The following is a 22387-nucleotide window of genomic DNA, read 5'->3' on the forward strand; positions in this document are numbered from 1 at the left end:
CCGACACAATCGGACAAGTGCATGTTTCCCCCGATGATCTTTCCTTTGACACGGGTTCCGCCACCAAATACCGTCGGTGCGTTAAAGCTCATTTTCAGTGCTAAACCCTATTTTTTCCAAAGGGATTTCAGGATGACAACATTTACTTTGGTCGGCGGATCCTGGGCGCTTGACGCCCTCGGCAATGCCAGCGACTGGCAGGCAACCTCCCTGAAGCTCACGGTCTCCGAAGACTTCATGTTGTCCTACACCCTCCTGTCAGGCAGTGCGACACCGCATCTTCCAGAGGCAATTCAGCTGGGAGCAGCCGTCGGCACGCTGCACAATCTGCATGTCGGCACGGACGCCATTGATCTCGCACCCGCCTCGACAGCAGGCTGGACCGTGCGCGCGGGCCGGATGACCTATACATCCGGAAATTTCACCGACTTCCTGATCCTCGAACAAGACCCAAGCGCCGCAGACCCTCTCGGCCGGGTGCATTTCTTCCGGATTGGCGGACAGGGGGCAACGGCGCTGACCCATGCAGGTGACCTCTCCAAGCTGAGCCGCGTCACCGATCTGAGCGCGATCCCGAACGGGAGCGTTGCCCCGAATACATCCATCGACCTCGGCACAATCCCGGGAATAGTCACAAGCCTCGCAGACTCGATCACCGGCACAGAGGGGGCGGACACGGTCCTAGGCGGGCTGGGCAAGGACTGGATCTCGGGCCTAGGTGGGCATGACAAACTCGATGGTGGCGATGGCGGCGACACGATCCTGGGTGGCAACGGGCGCGATACAATCCTCGGGCAGGCGCATGACGATTTGCTAAGTGCCACCGCAGGTGCCAACTTCTTGTCTGGCGGCACAGGTAGCGACACGATCACAGGCGGTCTTTTCAAGGATACGATTTTCGGCGGCGATGGTCTGGACGTGATCAACGGCGGGCTGGGCGCCGACAAGATCAATGCGGGTGGCGGCGCGGACACGGTTACAGGCTCGGGCGAAGACCTCGTCAATCTGGGCAAAGGCAACGACACCTATCTGTTGGATGCCGCATATGCCGGACGGGCCGGCGACACGGTGGACGGCGGCAAACACAACGATCTGATCGACGCGTCGGTTTCAACCATGGCGGTCAGCCTGATCGGCAATACAGGCAGCGACACGCTCTACGGAGGAAGCGCCGACGACACCCTTGAAGGAAATGCTGGCAAAGACAGCCTTTATGCCGGCAACGGCAACGACTCGGTTCTCGGCGGCACAGGTTTCGACTACGCGGAGCTCGGGGACGGCGATGACATCTACAAGGATGTGAACAAGGGCGGCGCAGACACGGTTCTGGCCGGTGCTGGCGACGATACTGTCAGGACGCTGGATGGCCATGACCTGATCATCACATCCAGCGGCAACAACCTGATCGAGGCGGGTCAGGGTCAGGACACGATCCGGATCGGCTCAGGCAATGACACTGCCAAAGCTGGCCTCGGCAATGATCTGATCGAAATTTCCGGCGGCATCCTGAACCAGATCGAAGCCGGCAACGGGGCCGACACCATCGTCATACAGGGGGGAACAAGTGCCCTGAACCTTGGTCTGGGCGAGGATGTCATCCGCCTTGCTTTCACCGATACCACAAGCGCAGGCGAACAACGCGTTCTCGACTTCAACCTCAAAAAGGACACCATCGATCTCGGCCCACTGGCCGATATCACCGCCCACTGGGATGGCACCAGCAATCCCTTCGCAGCCCTCCTATCGCTTGAACAGGACGGTACAGACACCTTGCTGCGCGCAGATTTCGACGGCGACGGGACGGCGGACGCCACTTTGCTGCGCATCGAAAACCGCAAGGCCGAAAAATTCACCGCCGCCAACTTCGGCGGGATCGAAGTCATGTCACGCCCAGTGGCGCGGGATGTTCGACTGGAGGACATTCCAAGAGTAGAGTTTCTGGCCAACGACCCACTATCCGGTAACGTAGGGCGGTCAAGCGTTGCAGATCTTGGCAATGGCAATTTTGTACTAACGTGGTCTTCATTAGACCGGACGCACGTTACGCCCAATTCAGACATCCGCGCACGGATTTTCGGGTCGGATGGTAGCGAGGTCGTTAGCGAATTTCTTGCGAACGGTATAACCGTGTCCCACCAAGGTGAGCCAAGTGTCGCAACACTCGACAACGGTCACTTCGTCGTCACATGGCATTCTACAGACCTTATTGAAGACACAGACGGACACGGGGTTCGGGCCCGAATTTTTGACGGAGATGGCAATGAAGTCGTTGCCGATTTTTTGGTCAACGATTTTACGCAACATAGACAGAATGTCCCGAGCGTAACGGCCCTCGAGAATGGACGGTTCGTCGTCACTTGGGCTTTGAGCAGGACCGATTCACATCTTGCACAGACAACGAGCATCGACATTCAAGCGCGCATTTTCAACTCGGATGGAAGTGAGGCAGTCAGCGAATTCCAAGTCAACTCGGTACTAACCAATTTTCATACTCGACCAATTGTCACCGCTCTATCCAATGGGGGGTTCGTAGTTGTATCGCATTCTGATCCTACCGCCGAGGACAGATTCCTCACAGGCATCCGAGTCAATATTTTTGACTCTGATGGAAACAAAACCGTCAGTGAATTTCAGGCCAACAGTGTGACAGCTGGAAACCAATTTTCTCCCAATGTTGCTGCCTTGGAGAACGGCCAGTTCGTCGTCGTTTGGCAGTCCTTCGACAGTGTTGAAGACAAGTCCGGATCTGGGATTCGGGCGCGCATCTTTAATGCGGATGGCAGTGAGGCCGTGGCCGAGTTTCAGGTCAACGAGATCAAGAATACAAACCAAACCAATGCGAAGGTCACCAGCCTGGCCGACGGGCGTTTCGTGGTCGTTTGGGAGTCGAATGAAGGCGAGGATGATTCAGAATCCGGGATTCGCGGGCGCATTTTCAATGCAGACGGCAGCGAATCCGTCAGCGAATTTCAGATCAACGATTTGTTTCCAAACAGTCAGGCATTTCCAACCATCACGGCTTTGAGCAATGGCCAGTTTGTGGTGGCCTGGACGTCATGGGACGGAACAGAAGACACCTCGGAAACAGACATCCTCGCACGGATTTTCAACGCCGATGGCACCCCCGCCAGCGACAGCAGGGCCACCGCTGACGCGCCCGTTGTCATCTTGGCTTCCGAACTTCTCGCCAATGATACCGATGCCGACGGCGACACTTTGGTGATCACTTCGGTGCAGCCCACAAGCGCCAACGGTGCGACGGTGACGCTCGATCCTGATGGCAACGTGGTTTACGATCCGACGTCCTCTTCGATCATTCAGGCGCTGGTACTCGGAGATCGGCTGGACGACACCTTCACCTACACCATTTCGGACGGCAACGGAGGAAGCGACACGGCCACCGTCACAATCACCGTGTCTGGAAAGAACGGTGATCCAATCGCAGCCGACGACAGCCTCGAAGGCCCGGATGCCACAACCGATCCGGCCTACACGGACGAAGAGACCGTCACTCAAATCGCGGCCACGGACTTGCTGGCCAACGACAGCGACCCCGACGGCCATACCCTGACGATCTCTGCGGTCGACGCCACATCCACCAACGGCGCGACGGTAACGCTCGATGGCGATGGCAACCTGATCTACGACCCCACAACCGCCGCCGCCATTCAGGCGCTGGCCGACGGGGCGTTTCTGGAAGACACGTTCACCTATACGGTCTCCGACGGCAACGGCGGCACGGATACCGCAACGGTGACCATTGCCGTCTCCGGTCTCGACGAAAACACCGGCCCCGTGGCGGAAGATGACACATTGGGTGGGACACTGACTATTCCCGAGTTCCAAGTGAACGAGGTCACGGCGGGACATCAGTATGAATCGGTTGCCGCCAAACTTGGCAACGGCCAGTTCGTGGTTGCCTGGCATTCATTTGACGGCACCGATGACACCTCCGGCTCAGGTATCCGCGCGCGCATCCTGAATTCGGATGGCAGCGAGGCCGTCAGTGAGTTTCTGGTCAATGAAATCACGCAAAATTATCAGTATCAGCCAAGTATCACGGTTCTGAGCACCGGCCAGTTCGTTGTCACCTGGCATTCGGGTGACCGGACAGAAGATACGTCCTTTTCTGGCGTGCGGGCACGTGTCTTCAATGCCGATGGCACCGCGGCTGGCAACGAGTTCCAAGTGAACGAGGTTCTGCAAAACGATCAGGCCGTTGCCAGTGTCACGGCCCTTTCCAATGGGCGCTTTGTTGTCACGTGGCGATCGAATGATTTAACCGAAGACCCAAGTGGATACGGTATTCGTGCCCGGATTTTCAATGCGGATGGTAGCGAAGCGGTGGATGAATTTCAGGTCAATTCGGTCCTGACTCAAGACCAGTATTACCCTCACGTTGAGACACTCAGCAACGGACAGTTTGTAGTTGCCTGGCAGTCCGAGGATCGCATCGAAGATACAAGCGGCTATGGTATTCGCGCCCGGGTATTCAATGCGGATGGCACTGAAGCTATCAGTGAATTCCAGGTCAACTCTGAAATGTCGAGCGATCAGCGGCAACCAACCATCACAGCGTTGGACAACGGTCAGTTTGCAATCACCTGGTATTCATATGACCTAACCGAAGATACAGAAGGCTATGGTATTCGGGCGCGCATCTTCAATGCGGATGGTAGCGAAGCCGTGAGTGAGTTTCAGGTCAATGAGGTTATGCAAAGTCACCAGTTTACGCCGTCTATTGCTACCCTCTCAAATGGCCAATTTGTGGTTGCGTGGTATTCTTTTGATCGAACGGAAGATATGGATGGATACGGGATTCGCGCCAGGGTCTTTAATTCTGATGGCACTGAAGCCGTGAGCGATTTTCTAGTCAACGAGATCACACATAACTATCAAATCGCACCCAACGTCAGCGCGCTGGACAACGGCCAGTTCGTGATCTCATGGTACTCGATCGACCAAACCGCAGATCCTGACGGCTATGGCATCCGCGCGCGGATTTTCAATGCGGATGGCTCCCCTGCAACTTCGGCCCTTGCCCATGAGGATCAGGTCACGACAATTGACGCGGCAGACCTGCTTGGCAACGATACGGACGCCGATGGGGATACGCTGGTGATCCTGTCGGTGGAGGCTACCTCGACCCATGGCGCGGCCCTGTCTCTCGATGCGGATGGCAACGTGGTCTACGATCCCACCGCGGCCTCGGCCATTCAGGCGCTTGCCGCCGGCGATTTCCTCGGAGACAGCTTCACCTATACGGTCTCGGACGGACAGGGCGGCACGGACACCGCCGCTGTTTCGCTGACCATCGCCGGACTGGACGAGACAGTCGGAGGCGCTGAAGAAAGCTTTGATATACTTGGGTGGTGACACATACGCGAATTCTTCGACGCGGGCCGCCTAGCAACAGCGTTGGTGGGTACCCTGTAAGTTGCCCAAGGGGTTTTGCCCCATTCGACATAAGCTTTTCAATCAGCGCCTCGGAAATCGTCGCCCGATCACAGGAGCACATAAAACGACTATGACGATCCGAAAAATGTGGTGTGTGACCACGTAAGCCAGATCTGACCCGGCAATGATCGCTATCACAACCATCTCTGCCTGCCCCCCGGGCAAAAAGGCCAGAAGAGCATCCAGCGACGGCGCCAGGCTCAGGCGCGTGATCAGGATGAAGAAACCGAGTGAAATCACCCCAAGCAGAACCGAATAGATGACTCCTGCCATGACATTCACGCGGATTTCCCTTCGCGTGATGCCAACATACTTTACCCCAACAGCGATACCGATGAAAAACTGCGCGGCTTGAATGATCTCGGCAGGAGGGCGGCTCTCTATCACACCCGCCAGGGACAAAACGGTGGTCACGATCATCGGTCCCAGGATCGAGGCTCCAAACAACCCGATCCTTTCAAAGAATTTCCATCCGAACAGCCCTGCTGCAACCATGATCGCGATTTGACTGGCTGATATGGACGACATCGGCAGCCCCGGCGCAACGCTGAGATCCAGTCCCCAGACAAATTGCATCAGGACCGGTGCGCAGCTGACCAGAACCACCACGCGAGTTGCATGAATCAGGGACAGGGCACGGGGATCGCCTCCTGCTTCCTCTCCGAAAATGAGCATGTCCTGAAGACCACCTGGCATGGCGCTGTACCACGAGGTAACAGGATCCAGTCCGAACCCATGACGCAGTAGCGGATAGCCCAACAAGGCGATGGTCGCGATGAACAGCGGAACGAAAGCCAAGGAGCTCGCGATTTCTGGCATTCGGCCAAGCAGTTCCGGCGTGATCGAACTACCGACGGCAACCCCAAGGAATGTCCGCATGAACATGCCGAATTGCCCGGCGCCCTTCAGCCGCACTCCTCCAAGCGCGGCGATCAGGCAAGCGAACATCGGCCCCAGAAGAAACGGCAACGGCAGCCCGAGGAAAAAGAACCCCAGGCTACCAGCCCCCGCGATCAGAAAGGTCAAAGCGCGCACCATGCGGTCAGCCTTCCACCTCGGTCGACATATCCATCAATCTCCTTCTGCCACGCCTTCCTGGCGGGCCTTGGCGCGGCGTGCGCGGTAACTTGGAATGACCACCAGCAGGACCGCAATCACCAGCAATCCCAAGGTCATCGGGCGGTCGACGATGAAACCGATTCCATCATACAGCTGCATCGAGCGCGAGAAGTTATCCTCCAGCATGCCGCCGAGAATGAAGCCGATCAGAAGCGGGGCCAGCGGGTAGTCCGCAAACTTCAGGATCGTCGCACAGATACCCATGCCAACCAGGATCAACAGTTCGGTCGCGTTGTTCTGGCCGATATAGCTACCCATCAACGTGAAAAACAGGATGAAGGGTATCAGGTAGTTGCGCGGGATAGCCAGAACCTTGGCGATATAAGGGATCAACGGCAGGTTCAGGATCAAGAGCACGAGGTTGCCGATGTACATCGAGATGATCACCGCCCAGAAAATCTGTGGCTCGTCGACCATCAAGCGCGGCCCCGGCGTGACGTTCAGCGCAATCAGCGCCCCCAGAAGGATGGCCGTTGTACCGGAGCCGGGAATGCCCAACGTCAGAAGCGGCACAAACGATCCGGTGCAGGCGGCGTTGTTGGCAGTTTCCGGAGCAGCCAGACCCTTGATAGCGCCTTTGCCAAACTCTTCCTGCTCTTCCTTTGAGGCGATATTGCGTTCCACCGCATATCCGAGGAAGGATGCAATAGTGGCACCAGCACCGGGCAGCACGCCGATAAAGAACCCCTGGATCGACTGGCGACCGATCACGGGTGCAATCTTACGCCCCTCTTCCCGGGTGATGCGCAAGTTTTCGATCTTGCCGCTGCTACCCTGAGCTGACCGTTTCGGGTTCAGGACCAGAAACAGCGCCTCGGGCAGGGCGAACATCGCCATGGCCAGCGTGATGAAGCTAAAGCCCGACTGCAGATCCATCAGCCCCATGGTGAAGCGCGGCATGTTGAACAAAGCCCCTTCCCCCACAGTGGCCATGACAAGCCCCAACAACGTCATCAGGATTGCCTTGGCGACGTTCCCGGTGCCTGCAAAGGCCGCAATGGCCGACAGGCCAACCACCATCAACGCGAAGTACTCGGCCGAATGAAACAACAACGCGACGATCGACAACATGGGTGCAAAAATCATCAGAAGCAGAGCTCCGATGCTCCCCCCCGCAAACGACGCGATAGCGGCAATGGTCAGTGCTTTTCCTGCCTGCCCCTTGCGGGCCATGGGATAGCCGTCAAAACTTGACGCGACAGTCCCCGCGACTCCCGGAGCGTTCAGCAGAATGGACGAGGTCGAGCCGCCAAAAATGGCGCCGTAGTACACACCCGCCAACAGGATGATGGCCGCCGAGGGATCGCCAATCGTGATCGCAACCGGGATCATGATGGCAATGATCGACATCGGGCCAAGCCCCGGCAACATGCCGATGAAGGTGCCAATCAGGCAGCCCGCGATCACCATCAACAGGTTCTGGATTGAGAATGCGGCGCCAAGGCCGATCATAAGTCCTTCGATCATGTCTCAGCTCCTCAGATGAAAAACGGCCAGGGGCGCAGGAAGATGCCCAGCACCTCGTCCACCAGGTACCAGACAACAAAGCTGGCAAGGGCGGCGACGGGGAGCAGGATGTGGACCTTTCGCTCTCCTAAAGCGAAGGACCCGCAGCAGAGGAATGCAAAGGTCGCAAACAGGAAGCCAGCAGGGCGCAAAAGCAACGCATAGGCGACCATCAACCCCAGTAGCGTCAGCGCTTGCCCCAGGTGATACTCCCCAAGACGGCGGTAATCGATGTCCGGTTCCTTGTCGCTTTCCGGAGCCTTTTCAAACCCCAAGAGGATGAACAGTGACGTCGCGATCGTCAGGACAGCCAGAACTTTGGGGAAAGTGCTTGGCCAGATCGGGTTGCGCTGCATGAAGGGCGGCAAAGACGCGTCCATGGTGAAAAAGGCTGCAAAGCCATAGGCCAGAGCGGCGCATAGAATGATGAATGAGACCCAGCGATCCAAAGCCATCAGGTTCCTCCTTGTTCCGATAGTTGGGAGGGGCGTTGCCCCTCTTGAGCCTGCAGCTCAATTCACCCCAAGGTACTTCGGGCAAGCGGAAAGAGGTTGTTAATCCACCCCCTGCTAGACTCCGTGCACGGTACAGGCTGAGGAGCCGATGACCGTGCAAGGGGAAGGTGTTCCTTCCACGGGGAGGGCCCAAGCTCTCCCCTTCCTCTTGCCCGAAATACCTCGGGGAGCGCGAGGGGCTGGCCCCTCGCACCCGGTGTTTCAGAGGAAGCCGAGCTTCTTCATCAGGTCACCAATGACCTGTTCCTGACCTTCAAGGAAGGTTTTGAAGTCATCGCCCGAGTTATGGATGTTGACCCAACCATTGCGCGCACGAACCGCTTCCCACTCCGGCGTGTCATACATTTTGGCGATGGCTTCCTGGTACATGGCCAACTTGTCGGCCGGCAGACCAGGTGCCCCGAAGAATCCACGCCAGTTGACAAAGGTCGTGTCGATCCCCTGTTCTTTCATGGTCGGAGCATCATAGGCAGAGACACGCTCGTCAGACGTCACGCCGAGGATCTTGACCTCACCCGCTTCGGCCAGGGCCACTGCTTCGGAAAAGCCGGTCGACAGGGCTGCAATCTCTCCCGAGAGCAGCGCCGCCATTGCCTTTCCGCCTGCATCATACGGAATGTACTTCACGGCCAGCGCGTCTTTGCCCGCGGCCTCCATAACCATGGCGGCAACCAGATGGTCCATCCCACCGGGAACCGATCCCCCTCCAATGGCCGTGCCAGATGCATCTGCGTCAAACGCGGCCAGCAGGTCCCCCATCGAGTTCAGAGGGCTATCCTTGCCCACAACGATGGCGGCATAGTCACCAATGGTGCCCGAGACCAAGGTCAGATCGCGAAAGTTGTGCGGAAACACGCCGGTCAGCGAGCGGATCACGATCGGGGTCGAGTTGACCATCAGCGTGCCGTGGTTGCTGTCGGCATTTTCGATCAGGTAGCCGATGGCCTTGCCACCGCCACCACCCGACATGTTTTCGTAGGAAGCCGACCCTACAAGACCAGAGGCGGTCAGCGCTTCACCGGTGCCACGTGCAGTACCGTCCCAGCCGCCACCCGCGCCACCGGGGATCAGGAAGTGAATGCTGTCGACGACCTTGTGTCCGTCCGCGAAAACCGGCGCAGCAAGGGCGAGCGATGCGGCAGCGGCGATAAAGGCGCGACGGCCCAATGCGAATTTCATGTCTATGTCCTCCCATTTGACATTGGCGGCGCTTGCCGCTCATGTCGGAAGAAGCTGACAATCTAAGCTGACACAAAACTGACACGACCAAAAAACCGGCAAATTGAGAAAGCCCTCGCATGCGGTTCCTGCTGATCGAAGACAACGCACAACTCGCCGAAGCTGTCGTGGACAGGCTGGTGCTGGATGGTCATGTCGTCGATCATGCCCCCGATATTCAGACCGGGAATGACTTCACGGCCACGACCTCTTATGATTTGATTTTGCTGGATATTATGCTTCCCGACGGCGACGGACGAACCTTTCTGGCTCAACACAGAAAGCAAGAGGAAAGCACGCCGGTCATCGTTTTGACAGCGCGTTCGGAAGTTGCGGACCGGGTCGGACTTCTGGATCTTGGCGCAGATGACTACATGGTCAAGCCGGTTGACTTTTCCGAGCTCGAAGCGCGTTGCCGCGCTGTCATGCGCCGTCGGGGAGGCGCCGCGCAAAACCTGCTGACGCTCGGGAATCTCCAATTTGATTCGCTGTCTGGAACCCTGACTCTTCCCGATACAGACATCCAGTTACGCACCCGCGAACTGCGCCTTTTCGAGGTTTTGGCAAAAGCCCCGGGGCAGGTTTTCTCGAAATCCACGCTGGTAGATCGGCTGTTTTCCTATGACGAAGACGTCAGTGAAAACGCGATCGAGGTCTATATCGGGCGTCTCAGAAAGCACCTCGAGACATCGACGGTCAAGATCACGACCATTCGGGGGCTTGGCTACAAGCTGGAGATCGGATGACTACACCGATCGCACAGGGCTCCATACGCCGCAGGCTGATGCTGTCGCTCCTGGCAAGTGCGGCGGTGCTGGCGATCGTCGTCTATTTCGTGGTGCAATCCGTGGCGCGGCAGGTTGCGCAGGAAAGTCAGGACAATGTGCTGACCGCCTCCGCCCTGTCCATTCTTGATAGCGCCCGTTTGAGCGGGGGGGATATCAGCATCGACCTTCCTTACTCTGCCCTCTCGATGCTCGACAGCATCTCGGACGAACGCGTCTTCTATGCCATCCGCCTTGAGGATGACTTTCTAAGTGGCTACGCCGATCTTCCAGAACCCACGGGCGATCCGAACGGCACCTCCAGCTTTCTGTCGACCACCTTTCTGGGTGTTGATGTGCGCGTTGTAATGGTGCAGCGGAGGATGTCGACGAATTCTGGTCGAAGCGTGCTGAAGGTCTCGGTCGCGCAGACACTTTCCGGGCAAAAACAGTCTCTTGCGCGGATCTCGCGAACATCCATGGGGATCGGCTCGGGGTTCTTCCTGGTCTCGGTGCTGCTGGCAGTACTCATCTCGCGCAGCACGATCCGCCCGTTGAATCGGTTGACCGGTTCGGTATCGCGCAGAGGCCCAAAAGACCTGCGCCCGGTTGCTGCCCCGGTCCCATCCGAGATGGTACCACTGGTCGCCTCACTGAATTCCTTCATGCGTCGCTTGCAACAATCCCTGATGCGGTCCGAGGATTTCATCGCCGAAGCCGCCCATAGAGTCCGTACCCCCTTGGCCATCGTCCGAACCAAGGCAGAGGTTGCCCAACGCAAATCCGATGATCCAGAGACCCGAAAAGCATTGCGGGAAATGATCCGTGCCGTCGACGATAGTTCGCGTACCGCCGGGCAACTTCTGGACCATGCCATGGTGACGTTTCGACTGGATCATCTGGTCCGGGAAGAGATCAATCTGCATCGCCTTGTAGAGGACACCGTCGAACGCATGCGCCCCACATCGGAGCTGAAAGACATTACCCTTGAAGCAACCGAAGTCGAGCCGACCGTCATCAAAGGCGACCATATTTTGGTCCAGAATGCGCTGCACAACCTGTTGGACAACGCGGTGAAATACTCCCCGCCGGGCGCTGAAATCGACGTGGCGCTGACTGTTGGGGACAATGGTGCAACGATCAGCGTCAAAGACACCGGCCCCGGTTTTCAATTAGATGAACTGGACGATATTCCAAAACGCTTTGCTCGCGGAGCGAACACTCAGGATATCGTCGGCTCCGGGCTTGGGCTGACCATCGCCACGGAAGTGATCGAAGCCCATGGCGGCACTCTGAAAATCAGTAACAACACCGGAGACGGCGCATGCGTCAGTTTGCTCTTTCCCTCGCCCTGATCCTCACAGCCGGATGGGCCGGCGCCTTTGAGGCGGAACAGGTCGCACGGTTCGGTCCGTCTGACAGCGACCGGGAGTTGCGGATTATTTCTACCGCCGATATCGCCTTTTTCGAGCCAATGATCACGTCCTTCCTCGCCTTGGCCCCCGAAACGTCCATCGAATACACGGTCGTCAGCTCTTCCGAATTACAAAAGGCCATCGTTGACGAAGGTGAGGCATTTGATGTGGCAGTATCCAGCGCGATGGACCTGCAAACCAAACTGGCCAATGACGGTTGGGCACAACGCTTCACTTCGGAAGCAACCAGCACCCTTCCAGACTGGGCCGTGTGGAACGACATGCTATTCGCCTTTACCCAGGAACCGGCCGCAATCGTAGTATCCAAGTCGGGCTTTGGCGAGCTTCCCCTGCCAGAAAGCAGAAACGATCTGATCAACCTGTTGCGCCAACATCCCGATCTCTTCCGGGGGCGCGTTGGCACCTATGACGTGCGTCAGTCGGGCCTTGGTTATTTGTTTGCCACCCAGGATACGCGCGCTTCGGAAATCTATTGGCGCCTGACCGAAGTGATGGGCAGGCTCGATACGCAGCTTTTCTGCTGCTCGTCAGATATGATCAACAGGGTCAAATCCGGTGACTTGCTTATCGCCTACAACGTCCTAGGAAGCTACGCGATCAACCGTGAGGATCGCGACAAATTTGCGATCATCCTGCCGTCAGATTTCACCACGGTCATGTTGCGCACGGCCCTCATGCCCAGCAATGCGCCATCGCCCAAGCTCGCTGCACTGTTCCTGGATCACCTGATGGCAAGATCACATGGGAAGGACGCGCAGCTTTTGACCCATCCGGCGCTTGATCTAAGCCAGAATGAGGCTGCCTTGAATCGAATACGGATCGGCCCAGGCCTTCTTGTTTTCCTCGACCAGCTCAAGAAACGTGCATTCCTCTCCGAGTGGGAGAATGCCATCTTGCAGAAGTGAATAAGGGGCACATACGCGCAAGGTGAAGGTCAGAACGGTTTAGTCATCGTTGCCGACCATGGTTATGGCAACGTTCGGAACAACGGTCTGAAGATCGTCGGCATAACGCACAAAGCTCACCTGACGCACCGACAGGAGGTGCGAAGTGCCCGATTCCATGCCTGTCGAAAGACCGGTGGTAACGCCGCCGTAGGAACCAATCTTGCCAAAGTGTCACAAAGATCCGTCTCGCTGCGGAACAAAAAACGGCCCGCCCCGGGGAGATGGAGCAGGCCGTATGCGCCAGGACGGTCCGTTTCGTCCCGGCAGTTCCTAAGCGGTGGGTTTGGACCACTCCCAAACCATGTGACGGGCAAGTGTCTGTTCGGCCGCACGCATGCGGGTGGAAAGCAGCCCTTCTGCCATCGCCGCCCGCACCTCTGGTTCCCGTGCCGCGATATTGTCGAAACATCCGGGATCGCCCGCCAGATCGAACAGAAACGAGCCATCCGCAGGTGTGTGCACATAGAGGTGATCTTCGGTGCGCCAGCACGCCATGGCACAATCGTCGGGATCGTGGCCGCGCTCGTCCAGCTCGCGATAATCAAATTCCCACATCACCCCGTCGCGCCACTTTGGCATTTCGCCGCGCGCAAAGGGCAAAAGCGATGCACCGTTCGGCACGATTTCCGGCACCACCTGCATCGCGTCGCAAAGCGTTGGAAAAATATCGACAGCCGAGGTACAGGCCTCGATCCGCCGCTTCCCATCCCCCGGCACCCGCAGGATCAGCGGAATATGATAGCTTTGCGCATGGTATCCGCCTTTCCCCAGCATCCAGTGATCCCCCATCATCTCGCCATGATCCGAGGTAAAGACCAGCAGGGTATCTTCCCAGCTCCCCATGGCACGCAGCCCCGCGATCAGGCGGCCGATCTGGGCGTCCACCTCGCTCATCATGCCGAAATAGATGGCCCGGATACGGTCGAAATCGCGCGCATCCAACTGGTCGAGACCGCCGGTGGCCCCCGCGATATAATTACCAAGGTCCGACCGGGCGCGCTTGGTCTTGGGCACGGGGTGGTGGTCGGGCTCAAGCGCGGGCGTCTCAGCCCGCAAATAGGCCGGCCCGTCGCCGGGGGCGTACATCTCGTTGTAGGGCGCAGGCACCGAAAACGGCGGATGCGGGCGCAGGAAAGAAAGATGCGCAAACCACGGCGCGCCCTGCCCCTCTGCCCAATCAAGAAACTTGCCGGTCAGAAACGCCGTCTGGCTTTGCTCGGCGGCAAAGGCCGTTGGCGCCATCGAGACGATCTCGCCCTCCTCCGGCGCCCCCGCCTGCATCAGATGCGGTGCCTCCACCCCCTGCTCTGTAATCCAGTCGAGCCATGGCCCGTCATCTTCCGGCAGGATCTGCCCCACCTCCATGCCGGGCAAAACGCCCTCATAGCTTTGCAACGCAGGATCGGTCGGTTTCATGCCGCGTGGATCGGGAGAGGTATCCGTATATCCGAACAGGGTCGGCACGTATCCCCCGCGCCGCGCCGCCTTGGCGATATTGTCGAACCGCGCATCCAGCGGCGTGCCGTTGCGCACAACCCGCGTGTTCATCTGGTATTGCCCGGTATAAAGGCTGGCCCGCGCCGGCGAACAGGGCGCACAGGCCGCATGGTGCCGCGTGAAGATTGTCGCCTGCTCGGCAAGCGCATCCAGATGCGGGGTCTTCACGATATGGCCCAGCGCCCCAAGACACTCGCCGCGCCATTGATCGGCTGTAATCAGCAGGATGTTGGGGCGCTGTGTCATGGTTACCGGGCGTCCAGTTGCTCGATCAGCGCAGGCAGGTCGGCGATCGTATCGATCACGTGGTCTGCACCGGCATCTTTCAGGATCTGAGCCGCCTTCTGGCGCAGCACGTCGATGTCTTCAGGGGTCATGGCCTCAAGCTCTTCCAGGGTTTTGCCGACCGCATTGCCCGACAGGGCAAGACCCACGGTCACGCAACCCGCCGCCACACCTTCGCCGATCCCCGGCGCCGTGTCATCCACCTTGATGATGGCTTCGGGCGGATAGGCCACAAGATCAACCATGCACTTGTACATGCCAAGCGGCCCCGGGCGCCCCTCGGGCAGATCATCGGAACACACAAGGTTGTCAGGCTCATAACCCTGCGCGGCGGCAACCGGCAGAACGTTTTCCATGATCGAACGGGTATAGCCGGTGGTCGACCCTATCTTCATGCCCTTGCCCCGCAGATAGGCCATGGTGTCGAGGGTCCCGGGGATCAGGTCGGCATAATCGGCGGCAACCTTCTCGTTCATCGGCACAAAGACCTCATAGACCTTGTCGACATCCGCATCCGAAGGCGCGTTGCCAAAGGTCTCTTCCCACTGGCGGGCAATCGACGGCATGTCCATCATCGCGCGGATGTGGTCCCACTTGGCACTGCCCATCGGGCCGCGCGCTTCGTCGATAGTGGCGGTGATGCCGAACTCGGCAAAGGCCTTCACGAAAACGCCCATCGGCGCAAACGACCCGAAATCAACAGTGGTCCCTGCCCAATCGAATACGGCTGCTTTGAACTTTGTCATGGTTTTTCCTTTACTTCAGGCCGCCGCTTCCGGGGCGGACAGGCGTTTACGTTCTTCAAGAGCAACGGCCGGCGGGGTGGCATCAGCAAGCCCCATCTCGGCCAGAGCGTCGCGCGCAGCCTCGACAACGCGCGTCATGACGGCCGCATCCATCCGGCCAATACATCCAATGCGAAAACTGTCTACAAGGGTCAGCTTGCCCGGGTAGATGATAAACCCCTTCGCCTTCATCGATGCATAGAATGCGTCAAAATCAAACGCCGGATCGGCCGGGCAGAAGAAGGTCACGATAACCGGCGAAAGCCACGCATCATCAAGCAGGGTTTCAAAACCAAGCGACCGCATACCGGAAACCAGCACGTCACGGTTCTGCGCATACCGTGCGCCCCGCGCCGCCACGCCGCCTTCCATTTCATGTTCCCTCAGGGCTTGCAGGAAAGCCGCAACCACATGGGTCGGCGGCGTAAACCGCCATTGTCCGGTTTTCTCCATGGCCGACCACTGCGCATTCAGATCAAGGCTGATCGAATGGCTGTTGCCCTTGGCTCCTTCCAGAACCTCCTTGCGGGCAAGCACAAAACCGAACCCCGGAACACCCTCGATACATTTGTTGGCGGATGAGACCACGGCATCGAACGGAAAATCACCAGCCTCAAGCCGAACCCCACCAAAGGCCGTGCCCGAGGCTCGGAGGTCATGACACGAAAGTCACCATCCCAGCTTCCCCAATCTTACACCATCGCCTCTTTGACAGTGCGGGACGTGGTCAACGGACCAGGGGTCAGAAGAAAGGGTTACCCAAGAAAATGGGGCGGCAGGTCGGGCATGGGAAACATCCTTGGCGCGAACAGGAAACTAACCCGCAAATGCCCGGCCTCAAGCGCGCGACGCCCCTTCATCTCGCCTTCGAGTTCGTGGACAAGGGTGAGAGTGGTGCGCAGCTGGCTAAGAGAGAGACGCTTCTGTTTAACAGGCGCACCTTGTGTGAGCTTGCGATAAGAGTCCAATTTAGACCACCACTTGACTGAACCAGACAACAAAGCAAAGCCCACCTGACGGCGGGCAGTCTCAAGAACCGACCCGCGAAAATCGGGTTTCAGGCGAATTTCAGGAAAAGATGGTGCCTCAAGAGGGCCATGCAGCCCCATATCTTTCGAGCCCATCCAGCCTCAACTACTATCGAGACAATTGAAGTCATTGATCTTTTTCACACCAATCAGGATCATGCAGTCTCGACATGCCTCAATCAATACTATAGCAAAAGGTGGACTGAGGGGTGGACTAGTGAGGCTGCTTTATTGGCAACCAATCGACTGAATGCACGAACCGCGGCAGCGCTGGATGCTGGCAAATACTGTGACGGTGCCGGGCTGTGGCTGGCAAAATCTGACGCCAAGAACGGCAAATGGTTCTTGAGAGTAACCGTGCACGGCAAACGCCGGGAGATGGGTCTTGGGCGGTGGCCTGATGTGTCCTTGTCAGAAGCTCGCACCAGGGCCGAGGCCGCAAGACTTGAGCTGCGAAACGGACTGGATCCTATTCGAGAGCGTCAAAAACGGCGGCTCGAAGCCCAGCGCAATCTGCACCTGTTTCGAGATGTGGCAAAGGACGCCTTTCAGGCCCGGCAAGCGGAACTCAAAGGGGATGGAAAGGCCGGTAGATGGTTCAGCCCTCTGGAGCTCCATGTCCTGCCGAGACTGGGACACATCCCAGTCGCTGAGATCAATCAACTCGATATCCGTGATTGCCTGTCCCCTATCTGGCATTCGAAGGGGGAAACCGCCAAGAAAGCTCTCGCTCGGATTTCCATCTGCCTTGAGCATGGCGCAGCGCTTGGGCTGGACGTCGATATGCTGGCTCCCAGGAAGGCGAAGGCGCTTCTTGGAAAGTCGCGGCAACCCACCAAGCACATCCCGTCCATGCACTGGAAGGATGTGCCAAAGTTCTACCAGAGCCTGGATGATGGGTCTGTCACACACCTTGCACTTCGATTGCTCATTCTGACAGGCGTGCGCTCAATGCCGGTGCGCTTCATGCAGGCAGATCAAGTGGAAGGAAGAGTGTGGACCATTCCCGCCGATCTGATGAAGGGTCGCAAAGGCAGCACGACAGATTTCCGTGTTCCTCTGTCCGATGAAGCCTTGAGCACGATCAAACAGGCCCTGCCCCATGCACGGGAGGGCTTCCTTTTTCCCAGCGTCAGGAAAGGCGTGATCTCGGACGCCACGATGTCACGACTGATGGAGCGCCGTGGCTTGGAGGCGCGACCACACGGCTTCAGGTCCAGTCTCCGCGTCTGGTTGGCAGAAACCACGGATGCCAGTCATGAAGTCGCTGAAACGATGCTGGGCCATGTTGTGGGCACCTCCGTTGAGCGCGCCTATCGCCGAACCGATTTTCTGGAGCAGCGCGAGGCACTCCTTGCGCGCTGGGCGGAACACTTGATCCATTCTGAATAATTGAAAGAGCCAAGCAAGACATGACCAAGAGATACCTGTCACTGTTCAACGAGGACGGATCACCTGTCGAACACGCAAACCTGTATTTACTGGCAAGAATGGGGACGGGCAATCAAACGGATGGCGCAAGTCTCGACCAAGTCTTCGCATTCATGACAGGGATCTCCGACAACACCCAGCCTGCCCTTACGACCGCGGAAAAGACCCTGGAACGGAAGTTCATCTCGAACAATCAAACGGAGCGGCGCTATGCGGCCATGGTTGTTGCGGAACTGCTGGGACTGACAGCTGCAGGCAAAGAGGCGACGCTGGGTGTCGCCATAGACTTGGTCGCGGAACACGTCCAACATGACAAGCCCAACACGCAAAGACGTTCGCTCGTCGACTCAATCAAGCGCGCGTTCAGCGAAAAAACCGGGTTCCGCAATACGTCACATCTTGAGTTGGCGTTTCGTCTAACGTCGTTGGAATATGGGTTTCCGGCAAACCTCTCCTCCGAACTGGGCGCATTCTTATCGCAAGCAAAATCGCTTGAGCTCTATATCGACGAACTCTCCGAGCAGGGTTCCTTCAAATGGACCCCATGGCGCATCCCAGACAACGTCAAACCCGTGCCTATCGAAACACTGTTTCCTGTTGTGGACGGAGACGAGAGGTAGCATCTCGAAAAGGCTCCCCTTACGGCCTGATAGTTCGCGGAGGTGCCAACTAGGCGGACCAACGGGCCGGGGAAGATGACGCAAACGGCCCATTGCGGACTTTTGCGGATAAGGCATCAAACGGCAGCTTGGAGCCCAATCCGGAAGCCCAAGATTCTCGCTGCAAGCGCTCGCATCATTTCCTTCGCTGCGATAGCGAAATTCCTCATACTGCAGAGCGGCGGAATCAGCGGTAGTTCTTGCGTCCGCAACTTGCGACATTCGGAATGCGGGACAACCCAGCCTTTCGCTCGACCGCGCCAAGCTAACACTTGTCCTTAACCAGTCATCAGCCGGGGCAACCAAATGCGGCGGTGTGGTCCGTCATTTCCGGATTACGTTTTGGCAGCGAATTTGAGGTGTGGGCGTATTGACGTCTGGCGGGACGAAGAAAGCAGGGTCACCTTATACCTTTGAAAGGTGCTGATTCAATCGGCTCGATGTTTGAGGCAATCCAGCGCACTAACATCGCAATTGGCTTCGAAAAAACGCGACGTTCACGGCCAGACCCGGTAAAAGCCACTGGAACAACCTCACCACTGATAGGACCTCTTCCAACGATGCATCGGATGTAGCCGCGTCACGCAGAGCGTCAGGGGTTATTCCGGACGCATTCGGCAGTGAGACAGCAAGGTCGATGGCCGCTTTATGGACACACTCCACTCTGGCAGCGTACCCGGTCTCGGACAATCGAGGTTTAAGATCGCTCCAGGCCAAAGTGAAATAGCTGGGCCAGCGCGCAAAGGCGCGATAGTCGGTGTTGACGAAAGGCAGCCCGAGCACCTCGCGGAGCTCACCGTAGAGGGCCGCCAGATCGTCTGAGGCGTGATGCGTTTCCATCAGAGGCGGCTTGGGCATGGCCGGAATTGGAGACGTAACGTGGCAAAGATCTCCACCACCTCGCCATGGGTTTCCTTCCAGCAGCAGCCGCGCCAGCGTCGCCATCAAGACGTAAGGCATGTTGCCCGCGGAAAAGACTTCGTTGCAGGCGCGGATGTCGTCGATCTCCTCCACGCCATAGCCCTGCGAAATGAGCCGCGACACCAAGGGCGCAGGCTCCAAGGCTTCTGCCTCCCGCTCAGCGACTCCTCGCAGGGACCGGCAGGCCTTTTCAAACGCCTTGGTTCCGGTGATTGGCTCCATGGCCGACCAAAGGGTGTCATAGAACCGGGGGTAGTGCGCGAAGGCCATGGCAACCACACCCATCCAAGGGACGGCGAGGCCCTTCTTGGTGCGCTCGTAAACCGCCGCGCGCGCGCCGCTGACAGCGAATTCCGGGACTGGATGGATCGCGGGAATAGGGTCGGGCTTCCGCCGGGGGAGTTCAGCCATCGGCGTGGATTTCCTGCGGCAAACTTTCGCTCCATTTACGAAGCTCGTCGAGGAACCCCAGCGCACTGCGCCCGAACTCGGTGATCTCGTAGTGAACAGACACCGGGGCTGTATCCATAACCTCGCGCCGGACCAGTCCCTGCGTTTCCAGTTGGCGCAGACGTTCAGTGATCATCTTCTTGGATGCGCCACCCACCATTCGAGCCAGATCGTTGAACCTGACCGGACCGTCCTTGAGGTGCCACAGGATCGACCCGGTCCATTTTCCGCCGATGATCCTCATGCCCTTTTCGATCGCGCAAGGTTCAAAACAGGCTTCATAGACCTGCCGCCTTCCCTGGGCGTCGTCTTCGACTCTTGCACGCATCTGGTGCCCTCACTTCCAATTTTAAGGTTACCAAAAGTATACTGGTTGATTTCAGTTCCTTGCAATCGCAATTTCCCCTCGAACGGGCCGCGAGTCAAGTGGGGCCCGCCGAAACACAAAGGAACCGACCATGAGCAACATCCTGATTCTGAACGGGGCACAGCCCTATGAATTCGCACCCGGTAAGCTGAACGCCACACTGGTGGACCGCGCCCGCGCCTTCCTCGAGTCGCAAGGGCACACCGTGCGTGTGACCACCGTGGCCGAAGGCTACGACGCCAATGCCGAGGTCGAAAGCCACATCTGGGCCGACACGGTCATCATGCAATTCCCGATCAACTGGATGGGCGCGCCGTGGTCGTTCAAGAAATACATGGACGAGGTCTACACCGTCGGCATGGACGGCCGCCTGACCAACGGCGACGGCCGCAGCCCCGAGTCACCCAAGGAAAACTATGGCATGGGCGGCACGCTGACCGGCACCAAATACATGCTGTCAGTCACTTTCAACGCCCCGCGCGAGGCTTTTGACGACGCGTCAGAACCTTTCTTCCAGGGCGGAAGCGTAGACGATCTGCTGCGCCCGATGCACCTGAACGCCCGGTTCTTCGACATGACACCGCTGCCGAGTTTTGCCGCCTTCGACGTGATGAAGAACCCCGAAGTCGAGGCCGATTTCGCCCGGTTCGATACCCATCTGGGTGCCGTATTCGCGGAGGCCGAAAATGTCGCGGCCTGACATCGTTCTCTACACCGCGAACACGATGAACGGGTGGAAACCGCTCATCTTCCTGCACGAGGCCGAGATCGACTACGAGCTGGTCAATGTCGACTTCTCGAAGAAGGAACAGCACGCTCCCGACTACGTGAAGATGAACCCGAACGGCAAGATCCCGACGATCTGGGATCGGGCCGAGGGGCGCGCGATCTTTGAAAGCGGGGCAATCCTGTGGCACCTGGCCGAAAAATATGGGCGGTTCCTGTCCTCCGACCCGGTGGAGCGGTCCGAGACGCTGCAATGGCTGTTCTTTCAGGTCGGCCATATCGGACCGATCATGGGGCAGGCGATGTATTTTCAGCGCATTGCCAAACCCAATGGCGATGAGGTGCCTTTTGCCATCGACCGCTACGTGACCGAAAGCCGCCGCTTGCTGGAAGTGCTGGATATGCGGCTCAAGGGCCGCGATTGGCTGGTGGGCGGCGAGATGTCGATTGCCGATATCGCCACCTATCCTTGGGCGCGCAGCTATTTCTGGGCAACCGTGGATATAGAAGGCTTGCCCAACCTTCAGGCCTGGTTCGACCGGCTCGATGCGATGCCGAAAGTGCAGGAGGCTCTGCAATTGCCCGAGCCGCGTCCTTCGGCCTTCGGCAAGGGCGACATCGCGGCGGCGGCCAAAGCGAATGCCGCGCGTTTTTCTTCCAATGCAAAGAAGGATTGAATCATGCTGGATACTGACACAGTAGGCACCCCCTTTACCTATCACACCAAGGACACCGCTCCCGAAGCTTCGAAACCGCTGATTGATCAGACCGTGGCCGAATTCGGCGGTCTGATTAGCCTGCACGCGCTGTTTGCCGAAAGCCCGGTGACTTACGAGACCTATCAAAAAGCGTTCGACCTGTTCCTCAAGCACAGCTCGTTCACGTTGCTCGAGGCGCAGGTGGTCTTCATGACTTCGAACTTCATCAATCGCTGCCATTACTGCATGGCCGGGCACACGATGATGATGAAACGGGCCAAGATGCCCGATGACGTCATCGACGATCTGCGCGAAGGCCGAACGCTGGCCGACCCCAAGCTGGCGGCTTTGCAAAGCTTTGCCCGAGAGTTGCTTGAGAAGCGCGGCCATATCGGCAACGACCGCCTGCAGGCGTTTCTGGATGCGGGCTATGACCGCAAGGCGGCGCTGGACGTGCTGACGGGACTGGCTGCCAAGCTGATCTCGAACTTCACCAATGCACTGGCCCACACGCGACTGGATCGCGGCATGGAAAAATACGCCTGGGTGCATCCCGACGATCGTTGATTTCATTTACC

General features: G+C 58.1%; 18 protein-coding genes and 1 pseudogene. 9 read left to right on the forward strand and 10 right to left on the reverse strand.

Annotated features, from left to right (window positions below):
• The first annotated feature begins 132 nt into the window (after positions 1-132).
• A complete protein-coding gene (locus ABWV42_RS15935; RefSeq protein WP_353341046.1) occupies positions 133-5376 on the forward strand; it encodes a cadherin-like domain-containing protein in 5244 nt (1747 codons plus the stop codon).
• A 102-nt stretch (positions 5377-5478) separates the two neighbouring features.
• Here the strand turns inward: ABWV42_RS15935 and ABWV42_RS15940 are convergent, their stop codons facing one another.
• From ABWV42_RS15940 to ABWV42_RS15955, 4 genes are all read right to left on the reverse strand, one after another.
• Positions 5479-6495, reverse strand: a complete 1017-nt coding sequence (locus tag ABWV42_RS15940; protein WP_353341047.1) for an AbrB family transcriptional regulator — start codon at positions 6493-6495, stop codon at positions 5479-5481.
• Positions 6496-6528: 33 nt separating this feature from the next.
• Positions 6529-8043 carry a tripartite tricarboxylate transporter permease gene (locus ABWV42_RS15945; RefSeq protein WP_353341048.1) on the reverse strand — a complete coding sequence of 505 codons (1515 nt, stop codon included), beginning with the start codon at positions 8041-8043 and terminating at the stop codon, positions 6529-6531.
• Positions 8044-8054: 11 nt separating this feature from the next.
• Positions 8055-8537 (reverse strand): tripartite tricarboxylate transporter TctB family protein, encoded by a 483-nt coding sequence (locus ABWV42_RS15950; protein WP_353341049.1) that lies wholly within the window; start codon positions 8535-8537, stop codon positions 8055-8057.
• 261 nt (positions 8538-8798) lie between these two features.
• Positions 8799-9776: a tripartite tricarboxylate transporter substrate binding protein gene (locus ABWV42_RS15955; protein WP_353341050.1), complete on the reverse strand. Its 978-nt coding sequence runs from the start codon at positions 9774-9776 to the stop codon at positions 8799-8801.
• A 119-nt stretch (positions 9777-9895) separates the two neighbouring features.
• Between ABWV42_RS15955 and ABWV42_RS15960 the strand changes: the two genes are divergently transcribed.
• From ABWV42_RS15960 to ABWV42_RS15970, 3 genes are read left to right on the forward strand one after another with little or no spacing between them, the layout of a single operon-like run.
• Positions 9896-10561 carry a response regulator transcription factor gene (locus tag ABWV42_RS15960; RefSeq protein WP_353341051.1) on the forward strand — a complete coding sequence of 222 codons (666 nt, stop codon included), beginning with the start codon at positions 9896-9898 and terminating at the stop codon, positions 10559-10561.
• Complete coding sequence (locus ABWV42_RS15965) at positions 10558-11934, forward strand: sensor histidine kinase (RefSeq protein WP_353341052.1); 1377 nt, start codon at positions 10558-10560, stop codon at positions 11932-11934. The genes ABWV42_RS15960 and ABWV42_RS15965 overlap by 4 nt, the downstream gene beginning before the upstream one ends.
• Positions 11904-12920 carry an ABC transporter substrate-binding protein gene (locus ABWV42_RS15970; RefSeq protein ID WP_353341053.1) on the forward strand — a complete coding sequence of 339 codons (1017 nt, stop codon included), beginning with the start codon at positions 11904-11906 and terminating at the stop codon, positions 12918-12920. The genes ABWV42_RS15965 and ABWV42_RS15970 overlap by 31 nt, the downstream gene beginning before the upstream one ends.
• Before the next feature lie 312 nt (positions 12921-13232).
• Here the strand turns inward: ABWV42_RS15970 and ABWV42_RS15975 are convergent, their stop codons facing one another.
• The 4 genes and pseudogenes from ABWV42_RS15975 to ABWV42_RS15990 form a co-directional block, all read right to left on the reverse strand.
• Positions 13233-14705 (reverse strand): sulfatase-like hydrolase/transferase, encoded by a 1473-nt coding sequence (locus tag ABWV42_RS15975; RefSeq protein ID WP_353341054.1) that lies wholly within the window; start codon positions 14703-14705, stop codon positions 13233-13235.
• A gap of 2 nt (positions 14706-14707) precedes the next feature.
• Complete coding sequence (phnX, locus tag ABWV42_RS15980; protein WP_255107081.1) at positions 14708-15490, reverse strand: phosphonoacetaldehyde hydrolase; 783 nt, start codon at positions 15488-15490, stop codon at positions 14708-14710.
• 15 nt (positions 15491-15505) lie between these two features.
• Positions 15506-16156: pseudogene (locus ABWV42_RS15985) on the reverse strand (2-aminoethylphosphonate--pyruvate transaminase); the annotation flags it as partial.
• A 128-nt stretch (positions 16157-16284) separates the two neighbouring features.
• The gene (locus ABWV42_RS15990; protein ID WP_353341056.1) at positions 16285-16653 is read right to left on the reverse strand and encodes a hypothetical protein; all 369 of its coding nucleotides are present in this window, start codon (positions 16651-16653) and stop codon (positions 16285-16287) included.
• Positions 16654-16788: 135 nt separating this feature from the next.
• On the opposite strand from ABWV42_RS15990, the gene ABWV42_RS15995 reads away from it, so the two are divergent.
• Complete coding sequence (locus ABWV42_RS15995; protein ID WP_353341057.1) at positions 16789-17949, forward strand: tyrosine-type recombinase/integrase; 1161 nt, start codon at positions 16789-16791, stop codon at positions 17947-17949.
• 20 nt (positions 17950-17969) lie between these two features.
• Positions 17970-18608 (forward strand): hypothetical protein, encoded by a 639-nt coding sequence (locus ABWV42_RS16000; RefSeq protein WP_353341058.1) that lies wholly within the window; start codon positions 17970-17972, stop codon positions 18606-18608.
• A gap of 501 nt (positions 18609-19109) precedes the next feature.
• On the opposite strand, the gene ABWV42_RS16005 is transcribed toward ABWV42_RS16000, so the two are convergent.
• Entirely contained in the window at positions 19110-19979 is an 870-nt protein-coding gene (locus ABWV42_RS16005) for a hypothetical protein (RefSeq protein WP_353341059.1), read from the reverse strand.
• Entirely contained in the window at positions 19972-20346 is a 375-nt protein-coding gene (locus ABWV42_RS16010; protein ID WP_353341060.1) for a winged helix-turn-helix transcriptional regulator, read from the reverse strand. The genes ABWV42_RS16005 and ABWV42_RS16010 overlap by 8 nt, the downstream gene beginning before the upstream one ends.
• Before the next feature lie 130 nt (positions 20347-20476).
• Here ABWV42_RS16010 and ABWV42_RS16015 point away from each other — a divergent pair, with 130 nt between their 5' ends.
• The 3 genes from ABWV42_RS16015 to ABWV42_RS16025 are packed head-to-tail and all read left to right on the forward strand — an operon-like array spanning position 20477 to position 22376.
• Entirely contained in the window at positions 20477-21085 is a 609-nt protein-coding gene (locus ABWV42_RS16015; protein ID WP_353341061.1) for an NAD(P)H-dependent oxidoreductase, read from the forward strand.
• Positions 21072-21788: a glutathione S-transferase family protein gene (locus ABWV42_RS16020; RefSeq protein ID WP_353341062.1), complete on the forward strand. Its 717-nt coding sequence runs from the start codon at positions 21072-21074 to the stop codon at positions 21786-21788. Before ABWV42_RS16015 ends, ABWV42_RS16020 begins: the two co-directional genes overlap by 14 nt.
• Before the next feature lie 3 nt (positions 21789-21791).
• Complete coding sequence (locus tag ABWV42_RS16025; protein ID WP_353341063.1) at positions 21792-22376, forward strand: carboxymuconolactone decarboxylase family protein; 585 nt, start codon at positions 21792-21794, stop codon at positions 22374-22376.
• Positions 22377-22387: the final 11 nt, after the last annotated feature.

It is taken from the genome of Pelagimonas sp. KU-00592-HH, from assembly GCF_040369695.1.
Classification (GTDB): Bacteria; Pseudomonadota; Alphaproteobacteria; order Rhodobacterales; family Rhodobacteraceae; genus Shimia.

Coding starts and splice junctions, on each gene's coding strand:
- ABWV42_RS16010 (WP_353341060.1), bottom strand. CDS start 20,346: ATGCGTGCAAGAGTCGAAGACGACGCCCAGGGAAGGCGGCAGGTCTAT.
- ABWV42_RS16005 (WP_353341059.1), bottom strand. CDS start 19,979: ATGGCTGAACTCCCCCGGCGGAAGCCCGACCCTATTCCCGCGATCCAT.
- ABWV42_RS15940 (WP_353341047.1), bottom strand. CDS start 6,495: ATGGTGCGCGCTTTGACCTTTCTGATCGCGGGGGCTGGTAGCCTGGGG.
- ABWV42_RS15945 (WP_353341048.1), bottom strand. CDS start 8,043: ATGATCGAAGGACTTATGATCGGCCTTGGCGCCGCATTCTCAATCCAG.
- ABWV42_RS15935 (WP_353341046.1), top strand. CDS start 133: ATGACAACATTTACTTTGGTCGGCGGATCCTGGGCGCTTGACGCCCTC.
- ABWV42_RS16020 (WP_353341062.1), top strand. CDS start 21,072: ATGTCGCGGCCTGACATCGTTCTCTACACCGCGAACACGATGAACGGG.
- phnX (WP_255107081.1), bottom strand. CDS start 15,490: ATGACAAAGTTCAAAGCAGCCGTATTCGATTGGGCAGGGACCACTGTT.
- ABWV42_RS15960 (WP_353341051.1), top strand. CDS start 9,896: ATGCGGTTCCTGCTGATCGAAGACAACGCACAACTCGCCGAAGCTGTC.
- ABWV42_RS16025 (WP_353341063.1), top strand. CDS start 21,792: ATGCTGGATACTGACACAGTAGGCACCCCCTTTACCTATCACACCAAG.
- ABWV42_RS15975 (WP_353341054.1), bottom strand. CDS start 14,705: ATGACACAGCGCCCCAACATCCTGCTGATTACAGCCGATCAATGGCGC.
- ABWV42_RS15955 (WP_353341050.1), bottom strand. CDS start 9,776: ATGAAATTCGCATTGGGCCGTCGCGCCTTTATCGCCGCTGCCGCATCG.
- ABWV42_RS15950 (WP_353341049.1), bottom strand. CDS start 8,537: ATGGCTTTGGATCGCTGGGTCTCATTCATCATTCTATGCGCCGCTCTG.
- ABWV42_RS15965 (WP_353341052.1), top strand. CDS start 10,558: ATGACTACACCGATCGCACAGGGCTCCATACGCCGCAGGCTGATGCTG.
- ABWV42_RS16015 (WP_353341061.1), top strand. CDS start 20,477: ATGAGCAACATCCTGATTCTGAACGGGGCACAGCCCTATGAATTCGCA.
- ABWV42_RS15990 (WP_353341056.1), bottom strand. CDS start 16,653: ATGGGCTCGAAAGATATGGGGCTGCATGGCCCTCTTGAGGCACCATCT.
- ABWV42_RS15970 (WP_353341053.1), top strand. CDS start 11,904: ATGCGTCAGTTTGCTCTTTCCCTCGCCCTGATCCTCACAGCCGGATGG.
- ABWV42_RS16000 (WP_353341058.1), top strand. CDS start 17,970: ATGACCAAGAGATACCTGTCACTGTTCAACGAGGACGGATCACCTGTC.